This is a genomic window from Mucilaginibacter koreensis (assembly GCF_054783355.1).
Genome location: NZ_BAAGQS010000001.1, coordinates 114,019 through 136,264 on the forward strand (window position 1 = coordinate 114,019; position 22,246 = coordinate 136,264).

Here is a 22,246-nt window from a genome sequence, read left to right on the forward strand (position 1 = left end):
AGCAACGCTATGGCACAATTCGACTCAAAGTTTAAACGCAGGAGTTGCTATGGTTATCAATAAACGTATAATCAGGCCAGTGGCAGCTTAAACCAAAATTTGCTGCCCTTGTCTATTTCGCTTTCCACACCAATTTCGCCGCCATGGCGCTCTACAATTTCTGCGCTCAGATACAAACCAATGCCAAAGCCTGAAATCAGCTCCGTGTGCTGATTGTCTACCCGGTAATAGCGGTTAAACAGTTTTTCAATGTCATGTGGTTTAATGCCAATACCTTCATCCTGTACCTCTACTTTTACCTGACGATCAGTTTGGGTAGTAGTGATGGTGACCTGGCCGCCCCTGGGAGAATACTTAATGGCATTGCTAATCAGGTTCGATACCACATTGCCAATCTTATCCCGGTCGGCAAATAGGGTAACATCAGGGCCGGATATGAATTTGACGGCGTGCGCACTGGTGCCCGACGCCGACTCTTCCATGCTTTCATGGATGAGCTGGTTTAATTCGAACCTTTGCTTGTTAAGATGGATTTTTCCGGATTCCAATCGCGAAACATTCAGGAAACCGCCAATCAGCGTATTCATTTTTCTTAACTGATTGTTGATTTTCTCCAGCGTATCAGCAGTAAACTTATCTTCAGATTTTTTAGCTCTTAGCTGTAGCATTTGCGAGTAACCGCTAAGCGAAGTAAGCGGTGTTTTTAACTCATGGCTTACCATGCCAATAAAATCATTTTTGCGGAGTTCGTCTTCTTTTATCTCTGTGATATCCAGGATGGTTCCTATTACAGATACGGGTTCTCCGGCCTCATTCAATTCAACTTTTCCGGTAGAGTTGATCCATTTGGGCTTACTTCCATCAAACGGATTAATCTTGAAAGTTTCATTAAATGTTGCCTTGTGAGTTATGGCTTCCTCAATTGCTTCCAATACACGCTCTTTATGCTCAGGGTCAATTAATTCTGAAGCTGCATTATAAGTTAAAGTCAAATCAAGCGGAAAACCGTGAATGATTCTGGCACGGTCAGAAATTGTGGCTTCACCTGTATTGATGTCTAAGCGCCATATACCCATATTGGCTGCTTCGATAGCTAAACCTAACGTATCTGATGTTTTTTCCAATTCTTTGCGGGCCATCACCTGTTCGGTTACATCAGCAGCCACGGCCATCATACCGGTTATGGCTTGGTTTTCTTCGCGCAGTGCTTCTACTGTAAGGTTGATATAGATAGTTTCTTCTTTACCATAGCGCATTAAGCTTACCGGTATTTCGCCTGATATAAAGCGTTCACCGGTTTGATAAACCTTATCCATAATAGTACCGAAGCCCTGTACTTCAAGTTCAGGTATAACCTCCAATAGTGGTTTTCTAAACGTTTCTTCGGAGGTACGGCCCCAGTATTGCAGCATGCGGTCATTGGCCAATTCAATTACGTGGTTGGTGCCACGGTAAATGGCAATAGCCACCGGTGCATCAGTGAGCAGATTACGCAATTGGCGCTCAGCATAGCTGCGGGCCTGGGTAATTTTAATTTGTGTGCCAATTTTTGTTAATAATTCGGCAGCCGAAAATGGTTTTACCAAATAATCATCGGCACCGGCCTGCAGGCCGTCAATCCGGGCCTCTTCACCGGCGCGGGCAGACAGGAAAATGACAGGCAGCTGAGCCGTATCGGCAGTGTTCCTGATGCGTTGCAGCATAGTTTTTCCATCCATCACCGGCATCATCATATCACTCAATACCAGGTTGGGTTGGTGCAGGTTAATTTTTTCAAGTGCCGCTTGCCCGTTAACAGCCACTTCAATGGTATAATATGGCTCTAAAAGTCTTTTCAGGTAAGCCGTCATATCGGCGTTATCATCAACAATCAGAATAGTGATTGATCGATCAGCAATGATATTTTGGTCAGATACGGTTTCACTGTTAACAGATGATGCTGTGCTTTGCGCATCAACGCTTTCATTTTGCAATAAGCTGATGGCTTCTTGTATAAATGCACCTTTTAACGCCGTAGAGTCTGTAACCCGCTCTGCTTCCAAAAGGTGTTCTTGTGGCAAATGGGCTTTACCAACAGGTATTTTAACGGTAAACATACTGCCTTTACCTTCTGTGCTTTCCACCGAAATTTCACCTGTATGCAGGTGTACCAGTTCGTGTACCAGCGAAAGGCCAATGCCTGTACCCTCGTGCGTGCGTCCGGCCGAATTTTCAACGCGGTGAAAACGCTCGAACATATACGGTAATTCATGTTCAGGGATGCCTACACCTGTATCCTGTACTTTGAGTACCGCAAATCTTCCCTGTTGGTTCAGGCTCACTGTTATGCTGCCCTGCAGGGTGTATTTAAAAGCGTTTGAAAGCAGGTTAAGGACAATTTTTTCCCACATCTGCCGGTCAACGTAGGTGGCATCAGGCAAAGTATGGCATTCCACCTGCAGTTCCATGCCGGCTTTTTCAATAATGGAGCGGAAACTGCTGGCCAGATCAACAGTGAGTTCACATAAATCCACTGGCTGATAAGCGGCCTGTACTCGGCCGGCTTCAACACGGCTGTAATCCAACAAATTATTTACCAGTTTCAACAAGCGAAGTGCATTGCGATGGGTAGCCTCCAGCGGTTCTTTAATATCATTTACCAAAGTTTCACGCTGCAGCAAATCTTCCAACGGGCCCAGCATTAAGGTAAGGGGGGTACGAAACTCGTGGCTTACGTTGCTAAAGAAGGCGGTTTTTGAACGGTCTATTTCGGCCAGTGCCTGTGCACGTTTTTGCTCCTGCTCGTAAGCGTACACATTTGATACGGCTGTATTGTAAGTGTTAGCCAGCAGATCATAAAAGTTGAGGTAGGCTGTGTCAATAGCCCGGCGGGCGCTTACCCCTGCAACCATAAAACCAAAAGGCGTTTCCTGTCCCCAAATACGTACCGGCAACAGCATAGCCGACTGTGGTGTTTCAGGGTAAGGCTCGCAACTGAATGCCCCAAAGCGGGTGGTTAGGTGATCCACTTCTTCCATTAAGCCGGATTGCAGCACTTTATGCAAGGGCCAGGTTTGAGGATCTTCCTCATTCAAATCTATTTCTGCTGGGGTAAGTGTTGTACCCAATGGCAAACCTGCCGAACTGATGAGATGTGCTTTCCCGGTTTCTGCATTCAGCTGATAAAACAGCATAAAGGGTACATCCAGCACATAATCCTGATATTTCTCTTCCGTGGTGCGGCCAATTTCCTGAACCGATTTTGCTTTGCCAATAGCCGCGCCCAAATCACGCAGGGCTTGCGTGCGGCGGGCACTCAGCATCTTGTCGGTGGTTTCGGTAATGGGGTGGAAGATGCCGCCTACGTTGCCAGATTCATCACGGATCGGGGCGAAGGAGAATGTCATAAATGCTTCTTCCAGGTAACCGTATCTTTCCAGAAACATGCGTTGATCCTGTATATAGGTGCCCTCACCCTGCTGCCCCCGGGTAAATTTATCACCAACCACCTCCAGTGCCGACTCCCAGCATTCACGAAAGTTCATACCCATGGATTGTGGGTGCATCTCGCCACAAATAGGGCGATAGCTGTCGTTATAAATCTGTATGGTTTCCGGTCCCCAGGCAATCAGGATAGGAAAGGTAGAGGAAAGGCATAAGCTGACAGAGGTGCGCAAACTTTGCGGCCATTGTTCGATAGGGCCTAAAGGAGTGGTTGACCAATCCATGCTGCGAATGAGCTTGCCCATTTCGCCACCGCCGGATAAAAATTGTTCAGTACTTTCGGACTGGGTGAATTGCATATGTATACATGAATCCCTTAGTAAAAAGGGTTGCTGTTGTTAAAATATCAGTTAGGAGAGGTGGTAAATTTAGTAAATATATAAACATAACCTGCATTTAAACAACCATTGCTTTGTATGATTGATAATGGGTTGAACACTGAAAGCGAAAAGGAATATTCTTTAAATATAGCCAGGTGTTCACGTTCACGTGTCGTGAACACTCGTGAACGCTTTTTATGACTTTTAAGTAAGTGAAAATTAACTGAAGAAATTTGAAATTGACTATAAAAATTTAATAATCAATTACATAAATATAATTTTAGCCTTTTATTTATAGTTAACAAGAATTAGCGTGAACGCTCGTGAACAGGCGTGAACACCCGTGAACGTTCATGAACACCTTGCGCTGTGAACACCGAGGCGAAAAGATTTAAAAGCAGTGGAAGTTATAAAGGAAACATTTAATAAAACACACTCATTGTTGAAATATTTTTACAAGAATGTAAATTGATAATATTGCCAAGCCTACAGACATGTATTGCTTGAAAGAGGGAGAGTGAACAAAGTGTTTAAATTTGCTATGGGGAATGAAGGATAACAACGTATACACAAGTTGATAACTTACATAAGTGCAAATTACTGGTAAAGCAAATATGATAGCGTGGCCTAACATAATTTTATAGCATTACAACTCTTAAAAACTATTTTTCAAAAATCTTATCACCTTGTTATTAGTATTTATTTTCCGCTCAAACGTCCGCGCTCGAGCGGAAATAAACCTGCATTATTGTGCTTGCAACAAGCGCATATACCCTAATTTTAGCAACTCAACGGCATGGGCCTTGTCCCGGCTGGTGATAATATAAAAGCTAATCCAGCCCGAGTTTTTAAAAGAGTGATGGTCTTGTATCCGGCCATCAGGCATCAGTTCCTGTTTTAAGCGGCGGCTCAACAGCATATCCAGCAGGCCATTGCTATGGATGTGGCCGATTTCGCGCCGGCCCAAATTGAATTGCAGGCCACCATATTTATGGGTTTGCATGCTCACACCGGGCCATGTCAGCACTTGCTGCTCTATATCATCTATCCAATCCAGCAAATGCGGCCGGGTAAGGTAGGTGTAAAATTTCAGGTAATAGTCAAACAGCCAGGCGAGGCCGTACACATGCTTTAAAAAACCAAAATAACGGATGGTGAACAGAAACATATTTACTGCGGGGTTTCGCTCAGTTCTTTAATATAATCCATTACACGCAGGTGCACATTACGGGTTACACTCTTAGCCCATATATCATAATACCATACCGGAAATACATGCAACTCGTACCAACTGTTACCAATTAAGGTGGTGGTTTGGTTGCCGTTATCTTTCAAAATAAATTGTCCGCGCAAAATATCAATATGACCCATAATTTCCGGGTCACGGGGTTGGCTGGTGATGTCAAACGTAAGGTTAACGTTGGGTTGGTAGATAACAATTTTTTCATCAAACACATAACCGTTGCTGAAAATACACTTGCGGTTGGCACCTACGTGTAAGCCATCAGCCGTAGACTGTACCGGGCTGGGCATACCCATCTGAAACAGCCAGTATTTATTGGGGTGCGTATTCTTTTTATAGGCGGTTACGTGTTTCCATACTTCGCTTACCGGTGCATTAATGACCACCTCGTCTGATACTTTATTCACATAACGATGATTGGAAACGGAATCAGCAATAAAAACAACTACCAGTAGGGATACAATGCTGATATTTAGATTTTGATTATTGCGCTTAAACATATTGCGACCCATAAACGCCCCTGCCAATATGAAAGCAACAAGCAGCGGCGATACGATAACAAGGCAGACGATACCCTCACGCAAAAAAAATGTACTCATTAAAATGGCAATAACGGTGTTGGTTAAAGAATATCCAACCAACTGACTGCTGCTTAATTCCAGTTTGCGCCAAAACCAGGCACTGATGATACCCATCAACATAGGAATAATTACAAACTCGGAAAATACCAGTACGCCTGCATCCGGTTTAAACATAGCAGTAATACCAATAATTATAAAAGCAGTAAAGTTGCTAACAACGTAGCCCAATAATTTAGAAGTGAGCAGGCGGTTCATGATAGGTGACAATTTTAATGGTGAATGATATAGATTATGAATATCACAAATGTATAGTATGTTTTGAATTTTCAAAAATAAATGAAAATTAAATTTGATGAAGGGTTATTGTTGATCATATTTGATATCGGGATTTTTGATTTGGTTTTGTAACAAGAAGTGAGTGGTAATATCCAATATTTATAACAGTATAGGCGCGCAACCTTTAATTGAAAAGCCTCGTCTTTCTGCTTTGTCAACACTATACTTTACATGAAATTAAAATCGCTAACCTCATTTTTTCTTTTTCAATTGGGCTTACTGGCTACAGCCGCTCATGCGCAGCAATTATCAACTTCTGACAGCATTGATACTTTCATCAAAACCAAAATGCAGCAGCGCCATATACCGGCTTTGCAGGTTGCGGTGGTGCGTGGCGGCAAAATAGTTAAAGATACCACCTTTGGTACTGCCAACCTGGAATACAACATTAAAGCCACTAACCAAACCATATTTTCTGTTAATTCTATTACCAAGGCATTTGTAGGCGTGGCGGTCATGCAGCTTGTTGAAGAGCATAAGCTTAAAATTACCGACCCCTTATCCCGCTATCTGGACAGCCTGCCCGATGCCTGGAAAAACATCACTCTGCAGCAGGTGCTCACTCATGTTTCCGGTCTGCCGGATATGATTGATGCCGAAGAGCAGGTGATGGGCCACAATGACGAACAGGAAGCCATGCGTACTGTAAAGGCATTACCCATTGAATTTAAACCGGGCGACAAATTTCGTTACAATCAAACGGGCTATGTACTCATCGGGCAAATTATTACCAAACTTAGCGGCATGCACTTTACCCGGTTTATTGAAGAGCGGCAGTTTAAGGTGGCAGGTATGACTTTAACCCGCTTTGGCGACTCTTACGATGTCATCCCCAATTATGCAGGGGCATATACCATGACCCGCCAGGTAGGCAGCAGCTTTGTACGAAACCCCACACCCGGCCAGGCATATATGCAATTCCCGGTATTTTTCAGAACAGCGGCCGGTATTCAATCTACCGCTACTGACATGGCAAACTGGGTGATTGCATTAAAAAGCGGCAAGCTGCTCAAGCAACCGTCAAGTATTGATTTGCTGTGGAAGCCGGCTGTATTAAATAATGGTAAAATAGGCGGTTTTAACCGGCTTACCAACGGCTATGCACTGGGCTGGCCAACCATAACCCGCGAGGAGCATCCGGCAGTTGGCCCGGTGGGCGGCGGCAGATCAGCTTTATTTGTTTACTTGAAAGATGATCTATCTATTATTGTTCTTACTAATTTGCTGCAAGGAAATCCTGATCAGTTTATTGATGAGATTGCAGGCTATTACATTCCTGCTATGCATGAGGCTAACGGTTTTGGCTTGCCCAAAAGTTTGAAGCTGTTAAGAGCGGAACTACTTAAGCAGGGTTTTGACCAGGCCATACCTGTTGCCGCTCGTTTAAAAAAGAAAGAACCCGCTTTCAGCCTCACCGAAAACGAACTGAATGGCTGGGGCTACCAGCTTTTGAGTCAAAAAAATATACTGGCAGCTGTATCTGTTTTTAAACTAAATGTAAGTCTGTATCCTAAAAGTGCCAATGCTTATGATAGCTTGGCCGAAGCACTGGAGGTTGCGGATAACCGTTCGGAGGCACTTGAAAACTACCGGAAAACGTTGATTTTAGAGCCAGGTAATAAGCATGCTGCTGATAGGGCAGAGGCATTGAAGGTGAAGTAGTTCTTATTAAGGTCTGTTGGAAACATTCAAATACAATTAACGTATCTTTCCGGCAACGTATTAAATTGATAATGATGAAATATTTTTTCCTGGTTTTCTTTCCTGTACTATTGGTTACAAAGGCTAACGCCCAGGTTACATCGTTTACGCTTGATGATAGCAAATTTGACAAACCATTAATGGCCATCCTCGACAGTATCAATCAGCTCGATCAGCAGCCTCGTTATGCATTAATGGATGCAATGAAAAAAAAGGCCGAACCGCACATGATTGACAGCCTGAAACAAATTGTCAAAAAAAATGATGCTGAAAATCTGGTCAAAGTTACTTCGCTTATTGACCGTTATGGTTGGCTTGGGCCGCAAAGAGTGGGAATGCAGGGAAGCCAGGCTTTATTTTTAGTCATACAACATGCGGCTTTACCGGTACAGCAAAAGTATCTGCCATTGATAAAGTCGGCCGAGCAACGTGGCGAAATACTGTCAAGCAATGTTGCCTTATTGGAGGACCGGATAAATATGAGAACAGGTAAAAAGCAGATTTATGGTAGTCAGGCTTTTACAGACAACAAAACCGGACAAACCTATTTGTATCCGATTGCTGATATTAAAACATTAGATGAAAGGCGTAAAAAAATGGGTCTGGAACCTATAAAAGATTACGCGAAACGGCTGGGTATCGAATGGGATGCTGTAGCCTACGAAGCGATACTGCCACAAATAGAAGCCATAGCTGCCGCGCGCAAATTTTAAAATAAATTGAATAAGTATATTTAGATTTTAACACGCTCAATCATCAAAATAACAGCATAGTTACGGCCAAAACAATGTGATATCAGCGATGTTGATATTGTTTTTGACCAATATATTATTGCTGATACTTATGATATTAAGAAACAACAAGCGTGCTAAAATCAGCACGCTTTCTTCTTTATGCTATATCAGAGCTGTAGGGCTGGTATGTAATATTGTATGCCTTTACTCTTGGCAAAAAGTTAACTGTTTGGTTGTTGCTGATTAACAGGTGCGATTTAGCTTAGATGGATATGGCATCAACTACACAGCCGGTAATCAGTAAACATATTACACGTTCTTTACTGGCCCTCAACTTTTTCATGGCCGATATGCAGGCAGGCATAGGCCCCTTCCTGGGCATATATCTGTTGGCACATCACTGGCAAAGCGGCCTCATTGGTTCTGTAATGACCATTGGTGGCGTTGCCGGAATGTTGATGACTGCCCCTGCCGGAGCGCTGATAGATGCAACCCGCCATAAAAAATGGTTTGTAGTTATTCCGGGTATATTTACGGTAGCCGCTTCGGGCATTGTGCTGTTGTCTCAAAACTTCTGGGTGGTATCGGTATCGCAGGTGGCTACGGCTATTGCAGGGGCGGCCATAGTACCGGCAGTAACCGGTATTACTTTGGGGATATTCAAACAAAAAGGCTTTAACAAGCAAAATGGCCGCAATCAGGCATTCAATCATGCCGGCAATGTGGTTGGCGCTGCATTATCCGGCTTTTTAGCTATGAAATTTGGGATGATGGCCGTGTTTATTCTGGCGGCCTGTTTTGGCATATTGGCTATTGCCTCAGCCTTATTCATACCGGCAAATGCCATTGATGACAAGGCAGCCCGCGGCCTGAAGGGTGATGAAGGTACCGATGAGCAAGCCAGTGGCTGGAAAGTGCTGCTGCAATGCCGACCGCTGCTCATTTTATCGGCGGCACTCGCCTGTTTTCATTTAGGTAACGGCGCTTTGTTGCCCATGTATGGTATGGCTGCTTCGGCAAAAGGCAATGTTAACCCTGCTATGTTTGTAGCGCTTACTATTGTAATTGCCCAGCTGGTGATGGTGGTAGCCTCATTAGCAGCGCTAAAAATAGCCGATAAAAAAGGATATTGGCTGGTGATGCTCATCTCATTTTTGGCACTGCCGCTGCGGGGCTTTATAGCTGCGCACATGATTGGCCCGATAGGTTTATACCCGGTGCAAATTTTGGATGGTGTAGGGGCAGGGCTGCAAAGTGTTGCCGTGCCTGCATTGGTAGCTCATATTTTAAATGGAACGGGCCGCATTAACGTAGGCCAGGGCGCAGTAATGACGGTGCAGGGGCTCGGTGCAGCATTAAGCCCTGCCATTGGCGGCTGGCTGGCGCAGGGTATGGGCTATAATACATCTTTTTTGATATTGGGCAGTTTTGCAACCATATCTGTATTATTATGGCTCATTTATGCAAAACCTATGAAAGATGCCTGTAATCACCACAAAACTCAATTGGCTTAAATTTTACTATTAGTTTTAATGACACACTATTTGATATGGATTATATCAGCCCTGGCTATTGCAGGTGTTATCATTCGGCCTTTTAAAATAATGGAGGCTATATGGGCGGTGGCAGGCGCTGTATTGATTTTGCTGTTTGGCTTAATTACTCCGGCAGCGGGCTGGGCCGGTGTGGCTAAAGGGACTGATGTTTACCTTTTTTTGACAGGGATGATGCTTCTGGCTGAAACCGCCCGTGAGCATGGGCTTTTTGACTATTTTGCTGCCCGGGCCACACGCGCAGCTGATGGCTCAGGCATAAAACTTTTTGCGCTTATTTACCTGGTGGGTGTGGTGGTTACTATATTTTTATCAAATGATGCTACCGCGGTGGTGCTTACCCCGGCAGTAGCAGCTGCTGTTAAAGCAGCTAAAGTAGAAAAGCCTCTGCCTTATCTGCTTATTTGTGCCTTTGTGGCCAATGCCGCATCTTTTGTGTTGCCTATATCCAACCCGGCTAACCTGGTTATTTATGGCAGCCACATGCCTGCCTTGCTGCACTGGCTGAGTTTATACCTTCTACCTTCATTTGTTGCTGTTTTGTCTACCTATTTGCTACTATTTTTTCTACAGCGTAAACATTTGCACAAGCGTATTGAAAGCGATATTGAAGTGCCCCAGCTTTCAAAAGGTGGGCGCCTGGCTTTGGGAGGTATTGTATTCACAGCTGTAGTTTTACTGAGTGCGTCGTTTTTAAAATGGGATTTGGGTTTGCCTACAGCGATAACCGGAATTTTGACCATGCTGATAGTTGTACTGTCTACCCACAGTTCGCCTTTGCCTTTAATCAAAAAAGTATCCTGGTCAGTATTGCCTTTGGTGGCAGGTTTATTTGTGATTGTGGAGGCGCTGAATAGTACCGGACTTACCCGTTTACTGAGTAATGTATTGCAGCATCAGGTTTCACAATCTGCAGATGGGGCCGTATGGCTGAGCGGATTGGGTGTGGCTTATATTTGTAATCTGGTAAATAATCTGCCTGCCGGCTTAATTGCAGGTAATGTGGTTCAGGTGAGCCATATTTCAGAAAGCGTAAGGAGCGCCATATTAACCGGTATTGATTTGGGGCCAAACCTATCGGTAACAGGTTCGCTGGCCACCATATTATGGCTGATTGCCTTACGCCGTGAAGCGCAGAGCTGCACGGCATGGCAGTTTTTCAAATTAGGAATAGTAATCATGAGCGGTGCATTATTGCTTACACTGGCAAGTTTAATTTTGGTACATCCACATAGCTAAAAACAAATATTTCCGGGTGGTCATAAACAGAAATGGGCGCTGTATTTGCACAGCGCCCATTCATGTTTAATAAAATAACTTAAATTACGAGTTCTGCATCTCCGGGAACATTTGCTCCATCTCATCAGCGCTGGGGCCGTAGCTGCCAGGTATCGGGATGTTCAGCAGGCGCAGAAATACACTTAATTGTGCCCGGTGGTGTATGAGCTGATTAAACGACATACGGATAGAGTCATATTTGCTCAAAGTATCAATCACATAATCGCCGGCACGCATGCTCCAGGTTTCATTCAGTAATACTTCGTCGGTAGTGTTCTCAAGCTCAGGAACGCTTTTTTGATAGTAGTTTTCCAATGCTTCAAGCGCTTCGGCTTTGCTGTTTACCAAAACAGGTTGGTGCGGATTGTTGGCAAAATCTATTTCAGCAGTTGTCAGTACAATAAATGGCCAGCCCGGTATTTCGGTAATGTGGGTAACCAGTTGCTGTATGGTCATGCTTTTGGTGTGGGGCTTCCAGCCAAATTGATCATCAGGCAGGCATTGCAGCATTTTGCGGGTAATTTCGGTTTCCAGTTTCAGCTCTTTCAGCAGTAATGTAGTTAGCATAAGTGTTGGGATATTTGATTTACAATTCAAATATCCCACCCGGTAATGACAACCCTATGTCAGCAGGAAAAATCAGGAATGAAATTTTTTTAAAGATTCGCTCAGTATGTGATAAATGCGCTCGCGCAAACTGGCGGGCTCCACAATTTGGGCATAATCAGCGAATGATATAAACCAGCGCACAAAACCCTCAGTATGATTCGAAGTTAAAAAAGTCATTTCCATACCTTCGGGTGTTTCGGTTTCATCAATGTAGCCGTGATAATACCGCTGTTCGCCCAAATGCAAGGCTGCTTTCTTATCCACACAAATAACAATTTTTTGCAGGTTGCGTTCCTGGTACTGGCCGTCTAAGTAAATTTTTAGGGTAGGGTGCCGATCTTCAAATTCAGCTGAGGCCAGATGAATATTGGTCATTCGGTCAAAACGGAAATCGCGGTAAGCCTGCCGACTGCGGCACCAGGCTACCAAGTGCCAATAGTTGTCTAAAAAGAATACGCCTACCGGTTCTACCTCCCGCTGAGTTTGCTGCTGGCGGTAATAACTGAAATAATGAAGGCTGATCACTTTCTTTTCGGCAATGCCTGCCAATATGGTTTGCAGCGGATTGATACCGGCCCGCAAATGCGGCCTGCGCCTGGCTTGCAGCACTTCAATGCGGCTTTCCATGGCCGAGAGATAGTCCTTCTCCGTATTTTTAAGCACGGCCTTTACCTTATACATAGCCGATTGGTAGCTGGCGCCATTCAGTTCATCCGTTAGCTGGCCTACCAGTTTTTCGGCAGTAATAAATGCCATGGCTTCATCGCGGGTAAAGGTTACCGGGGGCAGGCGGTAACCATCGGGCAGGGAGTAACCCTGCCCGGCTTCGCCAATTAGCGGGATGCCGCCTTCTTCGAGGGCTTTCATATCACGGTACACCGTACGCAGGCTGATATCAAAGCGGTCGGCAATATCCTGAGCTTTCACCACCCGGCGCGATTGCAGCTGAATCAAAATAGCCGAAAGGCGGTCAACACGGTTCATAAAAAAGAAAAACTTGCTGTATTTGAAACACAGCAAGTTTAGCAATTTAACCGTAAACAACGAGTTCCTTAATCGGCTTTATTCTCCTTTAGTAACTGGTAAGCCTCTTTGGCATCTAAACGGCCAATGGTATCAAAGACCTTACCGGCCTGCTCATTATAATTTTCAAAAAAGTATTCAATCTGGCTCATGATGCCTTGGGGCAAATCTTCTATCGATTTTGTTTCGCTAAACTGTTGTGAAACCTCGGGAACGCCTAAAAAGCGGTCATTACGCACAGTCTCACCATTTTCTTCGGTTTGGTTGGCTTTAATGGCGCCAATAATGCGGCAATCCATACAACAGCCGGAGAATGTTTTAATTTCCGAAATCACGATGATATCGAGCGGGTCGCCATCCTCACCTTTGGTGCCCGGAATAAAACCGAAGTCGAAGGGAAATACCAGTCCGGCCGGCATAATTTTAGTCAGCTTGAAGCAGTTCATTTCCGGTATGTAATTATACTTATGCCCGCTGCCTTTAGGTGATTCTATGATTGTGGTAATGAGTTCCATACTGATTGATTATTTAAAATATGAGTGGATAGCCACAAACGGCTATCAGGTGAAAAGTGAATAAATGAAAGGAACTGCTAACACAATAGCACCTGCCTGCGGCATTATACACGCAGGCAGGTAACTTGCTTGTTTTATTTACGGGATGGGTTTTTCCCGGTAGATATCTGAATTGGAAGAGGAGTCATCGCTATGCGGATGCTGGCTTTCGGGCAGCAGGTGGTCATTAGCTACAGTGTCGGTTTGCGGCTGGTAGCGGCGGCCGTAAAAGCGATTTTGATTAAAGTGCTCATGCTCATAAAAGTCGGCGCCTTTAATTACCTCAGGCTGCGGCACTGCAAAAGCATTGCGGATGGCCAGCTCGCGGTCATGAGTCAGTGGTTTGCCGGTTTCATAGGCTGGCAATGAGGTTAAATGTACCGCTGTTACTTCGGGCAGCAGTACTTCATCATCGTGCTCATGCAACTCAGCAACACCTACCGGAATAGCAATTTTGCGTGAGGCAAGGTTGAAATCATTTTTCCTTAAATCAACTACCATGTAGCGCACGCGGCGAGATGCAGGGTTAAACAGTAGCTCATCAACTTCGCCAATTTTGCGGCGGTTAATATCATATACATCCCAACCTTTAATGTTGGGCTGCCCGTCGGCCATTTCATAATCACTGCCGCCCAAAGCTTCCAGGCGGTTGGTGTCGGTATAATCGTGTTCGGTAGACATTGTTAATCGTTGTTAAGTTTACACATCTTAATTTTATTGTGCGGCACTGCTATCGCGCATGGCCACAATCTGTACGCTTCGATTTTGCTGGCGGCCCGCTGCGGTACCGTTAGTAGCAATAGGCTGCTCTTCGCCCAGGGCCTGTACCGAAATATGGTTTGAAGCAAGTCCTCCGTTGCGTACCAGCCAGTTTTTAACCTCTTCTGCACGCTGCTGAGCTAATTGTTTATTTTTGCTGGCATCACCGGTTGAGTCGGTATGGCCAAAAACGCCTATGCGCGCATCCTTATAACGCTGGTTTAAAGAGGCGGCTATTTGCTTCAGCTTGGCATCGGCGCTGCCTTGTAAGTTACTTTGGTCTTTGCTAAACAAAATGTTTTCGCCTAGGCTGTATACGGCATATTCGCTGTTTTCGCCCACCTGGATATCCCGATCGGTTACTTCCTGGTATTTTGCCGCAGGAGCATTAAAGTTGGCGGTATGCCATTCGGGCTGGCTCACCTGCATAGCCGTTGTAGTTGTGGTAGTACTATCGGTAACAGTGGTAGTATTATTGGTAGCGCCTAACTGGTCGCGGCCTTTCCAAAAATAATAAGCAATGCCCAGTATCAGCAGTAATAGCAGCAGCCATAGCCACCAGGGCGTACGTTTTTTAGGTTGAACAAATAATTCTGCCATAATTTTTTTATTGTTTGAGTGATAAAAATTTTACTTAGGAGAAATGCGTAAACACTTCAATAAGTTTTAAAATGTTTTAAATAGGCTTGGGTGAACTGTGATTAGAAGTAAACTGTAATTGCTTCAAACACTAAGCTAAGCCCGCTTGTTACACTACCTATACAAAACAAAAAAGGCATGAGCAACATCGACGAAAAAGAATCAGGTAACCCTATTGTACCTTTACTGGTAGGCGCAGCAGCAGGTGCCGCCATTGCTTATCTGTTTGCAACCGAAAGCAGCAAAGAAGGTAGCAAACTTTCTGAAACGCTGAATAAAGGTTGGGAAACGCTAAAAGAAAAAGTGCCTTTTATAGAGGATGAAATCAATTCTTTTAAAGAAAAAATAATGGATACCGTTAAATCGAACCTGAAAGCCGAAACTGATCATCCGGTGGATGAAATCAAAGAAGCATAACAAGGTGACGGTAAAACCCTTGACATAACAGAGCATGCAGTTTAATAAACTGCATGCTTTTTTTATTTTGCACCGATACTTAATGGCTGGTACAGCCTATAAATTTTCAGATGACTGCCGAAGAATTACGCCTACAACAACATTATACCCAAACGCACAATTGGCTGAAGTGGGGGCCTTACCTGGCCGAGCGCCAGTGGGGAACCGTGCGGGAAGATTACAGCGCCAATGGCGATGCCTGGAATTACATAACACATGATATGGCCCGCAGCAAAGCCTACCGCTGGGGAGAGGATGGTATAGGCGGCTTTAGTGATGATGGGCAGCACCTGTGCTTTAGCCTGGCTTTATGGAACGGTAACGACCATATATTAAAGGAGCGCATGTTTGGGCTTACCAACAGTGAGGGCAACCACGGTGAAGATGTAAAGGAGCTGTATTATTACCTGGATAGCACACCTACACACAGCTATTGTAAAATGCTGTACAAATATCCGCAGGCTGCTTTCCCTTATGAGCAATTGCTTCAGGAGAATGTCCGCCGGGGCAAGCTCGACCCGGAATATGAATTGATAGATACCGGCGTTTTTGATAACGACCAGTATTTCGATGTATTTATTGAGTATGCTAAGGCAGCCGAAGATGATATTTACATTCGTTACACCGTATTTAATCGTGGTAGCAAAACGGCTCAACTGCACCTGCTGCCGCAAATATGGTTTCGTAATACGTGGGACTGGACAGACGGCACTGCCCGCCCGCAGTTGTATGATCAGGGCAACAACCAGGTAATGCTCAAATCGGCCGAGTTGGGCGATTATTATCTTTATGCCGATGGAAACCCGGAGTTGTTATTCACGGAAAATGAAAGCAATAACCAGCATTTATACAATAGCGCTAACATTACCGCTTATGTAAAAGATGGTATCAATAACCGTGTAGTTAACAATGACAAAAAAGCAGTAAATGCAAAACGCGAGGGGACCAAAGCCGCTGCCTGGTATCAGTTAAATATAAAAGCCAAAAGCAGTGCCGAAATTTACCTGCGTTTAACCAGGGCCAAAAGTACAGATGCTTTCGCTAATGCGGCCCACCTGTTTGATACCCGTATTGCTGAGGCAGATGAGTTTTACAAAACCAAACAAAAGCCGCATGCTATAGACGATGAAAAGCTGATACAGCGCCAGGCTTGGGCCGGTTTGCTTTGGAGCAAGCAGTTTTATACTTATAAAGTAAAGCGCTGGCTGGATGGTGATCCGGGAGAACCAACGCCTCCGGCAGAACGACGGTATCATCGTAACAATCACTGGCAGCATTTCTTGGCGCAAAACATCATGTCGATGCCAGATACCTGGGAGTACCCCTGGTTTGCGGCTTGGGATTTGGCTTTTCATTGTATTGCTTTTGCACCCATTGATGTAAATTTTGCCAAACAGCAGCTATGCCTGTTAGTTAACGCCGACTTTATGCACCCCAACGGCCAGTTACCGGCATATGAATGGGATTTTGGCGATGCCAACCCACCGGTACATGCTTTGGCCGCCTGGAAGGTGTACAAGGCAGAGCGCAAAAGTACAGGACAGGGCGATGTGCAGTTCTTAGAAGAAATTTTTCAAAAGCTACTCATCAATTTCACCTGGTGGGTAAACCGTAAGGATAGCGAAGGCAATAATATTTTTGAAGGCGGCTTTTTAGGGTTAGATAACATCGGAGTGTTTAACCGCAGCGCACCTATACCCGGCGGAGGTTTGCTGGAGCAGGCAGATGGTACCAGTTGGATGGCTATGTACGCCCTCAACATGATGCGCATTGCCATGGAACTGGCCATGCATAATTCGGTTTATGAGAGTATGGCCGTAAAATTTGGCGAGCATTTTCTCTACATCGCAGGCTCTATTGCCGCTACCGGCCCCGATAGCAACGGCCTTTGGGATGACGAAGATGGTTTTTATTATGATTTGCTGAAAAAGCCCGACGGTAGTTTCGACCGTTTGCGCCTGCGTACTATTGTAGGTTTAATACCCATGTTTGCATCCATTGTATGGCAGCAATCCAAATGGGAGAACCTGCCCAAACTGGCAGCCCGGTTGGATTGGTTTATGCAGCAGCGCCCTGATTTGGTGCAACTGGTAAGCCGCTGGAAAGATACGCAGGGCGGAGAGGAGCATTTGTTTTCCCTGCTGCGTGGGCACCGCATGAAAATGCTGCTGCGACGTATGCTCGATCCCAATGAGTTTTTATCAGATTATGGCATTCGTTCCTTATCTAAAGTGTATGAGCAGCACCCATTCGACTATAAGCTGGATGGCGCAGATTACCGCGTGGATTATGCACCTGCCGAAAGCGATACAGGAATGTTTGGCGGTAACAGCAACTGGCGCGGTCCTATATGGATGCCGATCAATTACCTGTTGATAGATTCGCTCTACCGTTTTCATGATTACTATTCGGATGATTTTAAAGTAGAATATCCTACCGGTTCGGGGCAGTACAGCACGCTGCGGCAAATTGGCGAAGCACTGGGGCAGCGCTTAAAACGCATTTTCTTGCGTGATGAAAATGGCGAACGTCCGGTGTTTGGCGGTCATCCTAAGCTAAACCATGATGAGCACTTTAAAGATTATATCTTGTTTCACGAATATTTTAACGGAGATAATGGCAAAGGTTTAGGGGCCAGCCATCAAACCGGATGGACAGCGTTAATCGCCGTTATTTAATGATAAGCCGTTAATGTCATCATCTAATAAAACTTTGCTGCGTTTATGCTTGTCGGAATTTATAGGCACGGCATTATTGCTTTCCATCGGCCTCAGCGTGGTCATATTTGACTGGGGCAATGGTTCGCCGGTTGCTGAATGGGTTCCTGATGTACCTTCAAGGCGCCTGCTTACCGGCTTTCTGTTTGGCTGTACTGGCTGTTTGGTCACGCTTTCGCCGGTAGGTAAAATTAGTGGGGCGCACATCAACCCTGCAGTTAGCATTGCTTTCTGGCTGCGGGGTAAAATGAAAACGCATGCCATGCTGGCCTATGTAGGTAGTCAGATGTTAGGCGCAGTAGTGGGTTGCCTGCCGCTATTGTTTTGGGGCCAACAAGGCAAAAGTGTAGGCTATGGTAATACCGTACCCGGCGATGCCGGCATGATCGCTGCATTTATTGGCGAAGCTATCACCACTGCCTGCTTAATTACGGTGATATTCAGTTTTGTAGGCAGCCCTAAGTTGCGCAATTATACACCTTATACTATGCCTTTTTTGTACAGTTTTATGGTATGGGCCGAGAGTGCCTTGTCCGGTTGCAGCACTAATCCTGCCCGTAGTTTCGGGCCGGCGGTGATAAGCGGTGTGTACACAGGGTACTGGCTTTTTTGGGCAGGGCCATTGGTTGGAGTGGTGGTAGTTGTAGCCTTGTTCAGGTGGCTGCGTTTGCACCATTATTATCAAATAGAAGCAGCAAGGGTAAGCTACCATAATCATCATTCGCCACCAAGTATAAAAACTTCAAATTGATAAAACCTACAGCGAGATAACTGTTATAGTAGTAAAAATAAAAATTGAACAACATGGGCAGATTTGATAATAAGGTAGCGTTGATAACCGGCAGTAACCAGGGCATAGGCGCAGCATGCGCTATCCGTTTAGCCAGCGAAGGTGCTAACATCATACTAAACGGACACAAGTATGATGAGCGGGCCGAGGATATGATTAAGCAGATAACAGACCTGGGCCGTGAAGCCAAGTTTATAGGTTCAGATATCAGCCAGGCACAAAATGTGGCGCAATTGGTAAAAGACGCCATTGCCGCCTTTGGCAGCCTCGATATTTTGGTGAATAATGCCGGCGTAGAACGTAACCATAACTTTTGGGAAGTAACTGAAGAAGAATACGACCTGGTGATGAATACCAATTTTAAAGGGGTATTTTTTGGTACCCAGGCTTTTGTCAATTATGTAAAAGATAATAACCGCAGCGGCGTAATTGTGAACATGAGTTCGGTGCACGAAGAAATTATATTCCCGCATTTTGCGGCCTATTGCGCCAGTAAGGGGGCATTAAAAATGTTTACCCGCAACCTGGCTACTGAGCTGGCTCCGCTTAATATTCGTATCAATAACGTTTGCCCCGGCGCTATTGCTACGCCTATCAATAAAAAGCTATTAAATACGCCCGACCAGTTGGAAAAAGTAACCAAAAATATACCCATGGGCAAATTTGGTGAGCCGGAAGATGTGGCTGCCGTAGTAGCCTTCCTGGCTTCTGATGATGCCAAATATGTAACCGGTTCCAGCTATTTTGTAGATGGCGGTTTAACTTACCATTACGAGGAGCAATAAGTAAGGCTCACTACAATTTAAATAACTTTTCCCTTTTGTCATTTCGACCGTAGGGAGAAATCTTCTTCATCAAGCTGGTCTGCTTTATAAATACCGCACAAAGAAGATTTCTCCCTACGGTCGAAATGACAGTTTAGTGAAGAGTAGTCTTAATTTCTAAGAAAGCAGGTGTAATTTCATCGCCTCAGTATATAACATTTATGAATTTAGCAACTTCCAACTCAAAATAAATCCTATTTTAGCACATATTTCGAATATATGTCAGCTAAACATTTTTTCCTCTTCGCTTTTGTTTTTGCGCTGGGTTTGCAAAAATCAGTTGCGCAAAATCCAATTATCCCGGGTTGGTACGCCGACCCTGAAGGTATAATTTATGGAAAGACTTACTGGGTGTTTCCTACCTATTCTGCCAAATATAAAGAGCAGGTACACTTTGATGCTTTCTCCTCAAAAGATTTGCGCACCTGGACTAAACATGCCAATATTTTAGATACTTCGGCTATTAAGTGGGCACATATGGCCATGTGGGCACCTGCCGTGCTCGAAAAACAAGGTAAGTATTATCTGTTTTTTGGCGCTAACGATGTGCATCCTAACGAGGTTGGGGGTATTGGTGTTGCTGTTGCCAATAAGCCCGAAGGCCCATATAAAGATTTATTAGGCAAGCCACTGATTAACGAAATTGTAAACGGTGCACAACCTATTGATCAGTTTGTGTTTAAAAACTCAGATGGTAGTTATTATATGTACTATGGTGGCTGGGGCCATTGTAATGTGGTAAAACTCAAATCGGATTTTACCGGCATTGAACCCATGGCCGATGGTACCTTATACAAAGAAATTACCCCCGAAAATTATGTAGAAGGTCCATGCATGTTCAAAAAAGACGGTAAATATTATTTTATGTGGAGTGAAGGCGGCTGGACCGGCCCCGGTTACCATGTAGCCTATGCCATTGCCGATTCTCCTTTCGGTCCGTTTAAACGCCTGGGCGTGATTTTGGAGCAGGATCCGAAAATTGCTTCAGGTGCCGGTCATCATTCTGTTATCCATGATCCTAAAACAGGCAAGTGGTTTATTGTTTATCACCGCCGTCCGCTGGGCGAAACTGATGCCAACCACCGGGTAACTTGTATTGATGAAATGCACTTTGATAAACAAGGGCATATCCTGCCGGTGAAGATGACATTTACCGGAGTAAGTAAATAAATCAAAACATGTCATTGCGAGGAGGGACGACGTGGCAATCGCACGGAGGCATTAGCGTCTCTGTACAGCAAGCGGTTGCCACGCTGCCGCTCGCAATGACAAAAGTTAAAATTTGATTTTTCCCATTCCCCGCGCATTTTCGTTAATATTGCTTCAGTCATGAAGCGCTTACTCTCCAATCTCACCTTTCAGGTTATCCTTGCCATTATTTTAGGCGTTATCGTAGGCATCTACTTCCCCAAATTTGCGCCCACGGCTGAATTGATCAGTAAAACGTTTATCAAACTGATTACAATGCTGATTGCCCCCATCATATTTTTTACCATCGTATTGGGCATAGCCGGTATGGATGATATGAAGAAGGTAGGCCGGGTAGGAGGTAAGGCCATCCTGTATTTCGAGGTGGTAACTACCTTCTCATTAATATTAGGTGTTGGTTTGGCTAACCTGTTAAAACCGGGCGACGGTATGGTAGTAACCGCAGCGAAAGATACCGCAAAACTGGCCACTTACCAGCATGCCGCTTCAAAAATGAACTGGACTGAGTTCTTTACCCATATCATCCCCGGCAACGTATTCGATGCCTTTGCTAAAGGCGACATTCTGCAAATCCTGTTTTTCGCCATCTTGTTCGGTTATGGTTTAAGCAAAATGGGCGAAACCGGTAAATCCTTAACGGTGGCATTTGATAAACTGTCGAAAGTGTTCTTCAACATTATGGGTGTAGTAATGCGGGTAGCACCCATTGGGGCGTTCGGCGGTATGGCCTTTACGGTGGGTAAGTATGGTATCAGCAGTTTGCGCCCCATGCTTAACCTGCTGGGTGCGGTTTACCTGGCTATGTTTCTGTTTATTTTTGTGGTGCTGAATGTCATCTGTCACTTGGCGAAATTCAGCCTGCTTAAATACCTTAAATATATTAAAGAAGAAATACTGATTGTATTCGGCACTTCATCATCAGAGCCTGTATTGCCCAGCATGATGGAAAAGATGGAGCGGTTGGGTTGTGCCCGTTCGGTGGTGGGCCTGGTTATCCCTACGGGTTACTCCTTTAACCTGGATGGAACAACCATTTACCTGTCCATGTCGGTTATATTTCTGGCACAGGCATTTCATATTCCGTTGACGTGGGAGCAGCAGTTGACCATTATTGGTATTCTGATGGTCACCTCAAAAGGGGCTGCGGGTGTAACCGGGAGCGGTTTTATCGTATTAACTTCTACTTTATCGGCTATAAAAGTTATCCCGGTAGAAAGCGTTGCTATTTTATTGGGAGTGGACCGCTTTATGTCATTAGCCCGGGCACTAACCAATGTTATTGGCAACGGCGTAGCCACTATTGTAGTGGCCGAAAGTGAAAATGCATTTGATAAGGAGAAATACCGGCAGGCTACCGAAGTTCCGGTTTTGTAAACCTCTCATTCTAATTACTTAAATCATTTTTTGTTGCAGGGTGTTCTTTAGCCATACATCAAT

Annotated in this window: 18 protein-coding genes; 10 read left to right on the forward strand and 8 right to left on the reverse strand. The window is 44.8% G+C overall.

The annotated features are described in order from the left end of the window. Positions 1–71 precede the first annotated feature (71 nt). The 3 genes from ACYVNW_RS00515 to ACYVNW_RS00525 form a co-directional block, all read right to left on the reverse strand. Positions 72–3,782: an ATP-binding protein gene (locus ACYVNW_RS00515; RefSeq protein ID WP_460677871.1), complete on the reverse strand. Its 3,711-nt coding sequence runs from the start codon at positions 3,780–3,782 to the stop codon at positions 72–74. 766 nt (positions 3,783–4,548) lie between these two features. Further along, positions 4,549–4,971 (reverse strand): luciferase domain-containing protein, encoded by a 423-nt coding sequence (locus ACYVNW_RS00520; protein ID WP_460677872.1) that lies wholly within the window; start codon positions 4,969–4,971, stop codon positions 4,549–4,551. Positions 4,972–4,973: 2 nt separating this feature from the next. Continuing rightward, on the reverse strand, positions 4,974–5,882 hold the full coding sequence (locus tag ACYVNW_RS00525; RefSeq protein WP_460677873.1) for an SRPBCC family protein: 909 nt from the start codon (positions 5,880–5,882) through the stop codon (positions 4,974–4,976). Positions 5,883–6,134: 252 nt separating this feature from the next. On the opposite strand from ACYVNW_RS00525, the gene ACYVNW_RS00530 reads away from it, so the two are divergent. The 4 genes from ACYVNW_RS00530 (at position 6,135) to ACYVNW_RS00545 (ending at position 11,190) form a co-directional block, all read left to right on the forward strand. Continuing rightward, positions 6,135–7,625, forward strand: coding sequence for a serine hydrolase (locus ACYVNW_RS00530; RefSeq protein ID WP_460677874.1), 1,491 nt, complete (start codon positions 6,135–6,137; stop codon positions 7,623–7,625). A 71-nt stretch (positions 7,626–7,696) separates the two neighbouring features. Continuing rightward, a complete protein-coding gene (locus tag ACYVNW_RS00535) occupies positions 7,697–8,377 on the forward strand; it encodes a DUF6624 domain-containing protein (RefSeq protein ID WP_460677875.1) in 681 nt (226 codons plus the stop codon). A 293-nt stretch (positions 8,378–8,670) separates the two neighbouring features. After that, positions 8,671–9,912, forward strand: a complete 1,242-nt coding sequence (locus ACYVNW_RS00540) for an MFS transporter (protein WP_460677876.1) — start codon at positions 8,671–8,673, stop codon at positions 9,910–9,912. An 18-nt stretch (positions 9,913–9,930) separates the two neighbouring features. Then, positions 9,931–11,190: an arsenic transporter gene (locus tag ACYVNW_RS00545; RefSeq protein ID WP_460677877.1), complete on the forward strand. Its 1,260-nt coding sequence runs from the start codon at positions 9,931–9,933 to the stop codon at positions 11,188–11,190. Between the two features lie 84 nt (positions 11,191–11,274). Here ACYVNW_RS00545 and ACYVNW_RS00550 read toward each other — a convergent pair whose 3' ends face one another. From ACYVNW_RS00550 to ACYVNW_RS00570, 5 genes are all read right to left on the reverse strand, one after another. Next, positions 11,275–11,796, reverse strand: a complete 522-nt coding sequence (locus tag ACYVNW_RS00550; protein ID WP_460677878.1) for a DinB family protein — start codon at positions 11,794–11,796, stop codon at positions 11,275–11,277. Positions 11,797–11,868: 72 nt separating this feature from the next. Further along, positions 11,869–12,822 (reverse strand): helix-turn-helix transcriptional regulator, encoded by a 954-nt coding sequence (locus tag ACYVNW_RS00555; protein WP_460677879.1) that lies wholly within the window; start codon positions 12,820–12,822, stop codon positions 11,869–11,871. 68 nt (positions 12,823–12,890) lie between these two features. Next, on the reverse strand, positions 12,891–13,376 hold the full coding sequence (locus ACYVNW_RS00560; protein ID WP_460677880.1) for an inorganic diphosphatase: 486 nt from the start codon (positions 13,374–13,376) through the stop codon (positions 12,891–12,893). Between the two features lie 138 nt (positions 13,377–13,514). Beyond that, complete coding sequence (locus ACYVNW_RS00565; RefSeq protein ID WP_460677881.1) at positions 13,515–14,096, reverse strand: PRC-barrel domain-containing protein; 582 nt, start codon at positions 14,094–14,096, stop codon at positions 13,515–13,517. A gap of 33 nt (positions 14,097–14,129) precedes the next feature. Beyond that, positions 14,130–14,774: an OmpA family protein gene (locus ACYVNW_RS00570; protein WP_460677882.1), complete on the reverse strand. Its 645-nt coding sequence runs from the start codon at positions 14,772–14,774 to the stop codon at positions 14,130–14,132. A gap of 177 nt (positions 14,775–14,951) precedes the next feature. Between ACYVNW_RS00570 and ACYVNW_RS00575 the strand changes: the two genes are divergently transcribed. From ACYVNW_RS00575 to dctA, 6 genes are all read left to right on the forward strand, one after another. Beyond that, entirely contained in the window at positions 14,952–15,230 is a 279-nt protein-coding gene (locus ACYVNW_RS00575) for a hypothetical protein (RefSeq protein ID WP_460677883.1), read from the forward strand. A gap of 110 nt (positions 15,231–15,340) precedes the next feature. Continuing rightward, complete coding sequence (locus tag ACYVNW_RS00580; RefSeq protein WP_460677884.1) at positions 15,341–17,947, forward strand: MGH1-like glycoside hydrolase domain-containing protein; 2,607 nt, start codon at positions 15,341–15,343, stop codon at positions 17,945–17,947. 13 nt (positions 17,948–17,960) lie between these two features. Next, positions 17,961–18,737, forward strand: coding sequence for an MIP/aquaporin family protein (locus tag ACYVNW_RS00585; protein WP_460677885.1), 777 nt, complete (start codon positions 17,961–17,963; stop codon positions 18,735–18,737). A gap of 53 nt (positions 18,738–18,790) precedes the next feature. After that, positions 18,791–19,561, forward strand: a complete 771-nt coding sequence (locus ACYVNW_RS00590; RefSeq protein WP_460677886.1) for an SDR family NAD(P)-dependent oxidoreductase — start codon at positions 18,791–18,793, stop codon at positions 19,559–19,561. Positions 19,562–19,819: 258 nt separating this feature from the next. Beyond that, positions 19,820–20,770, forward strand: coding sequence for a glycoside hydrolase family 43 protein (locus ACYVNW_RS00595; RefSeq protein WP_460677887.1), 951 nt, complete (start codon positions 19,820–19,822; stop codon positions 20,768–20,770). A gap of 159 nt (positions 20,771–20,929) precedes the next feature. Further along, positions 20,930–22,183, forward strand: a complete 1,254-nt coding sequence (gene dctA / locus ACYVNW_RS00600) for a C4-dicarboxylate transporter DctA (RefSeq protein WP_460677888.1) — start codon at positions 20,930–20,932, stop codon at positions 22,181–22,183. Positions 22,184–22,246 lie beyond the last annotated feature (63 nt).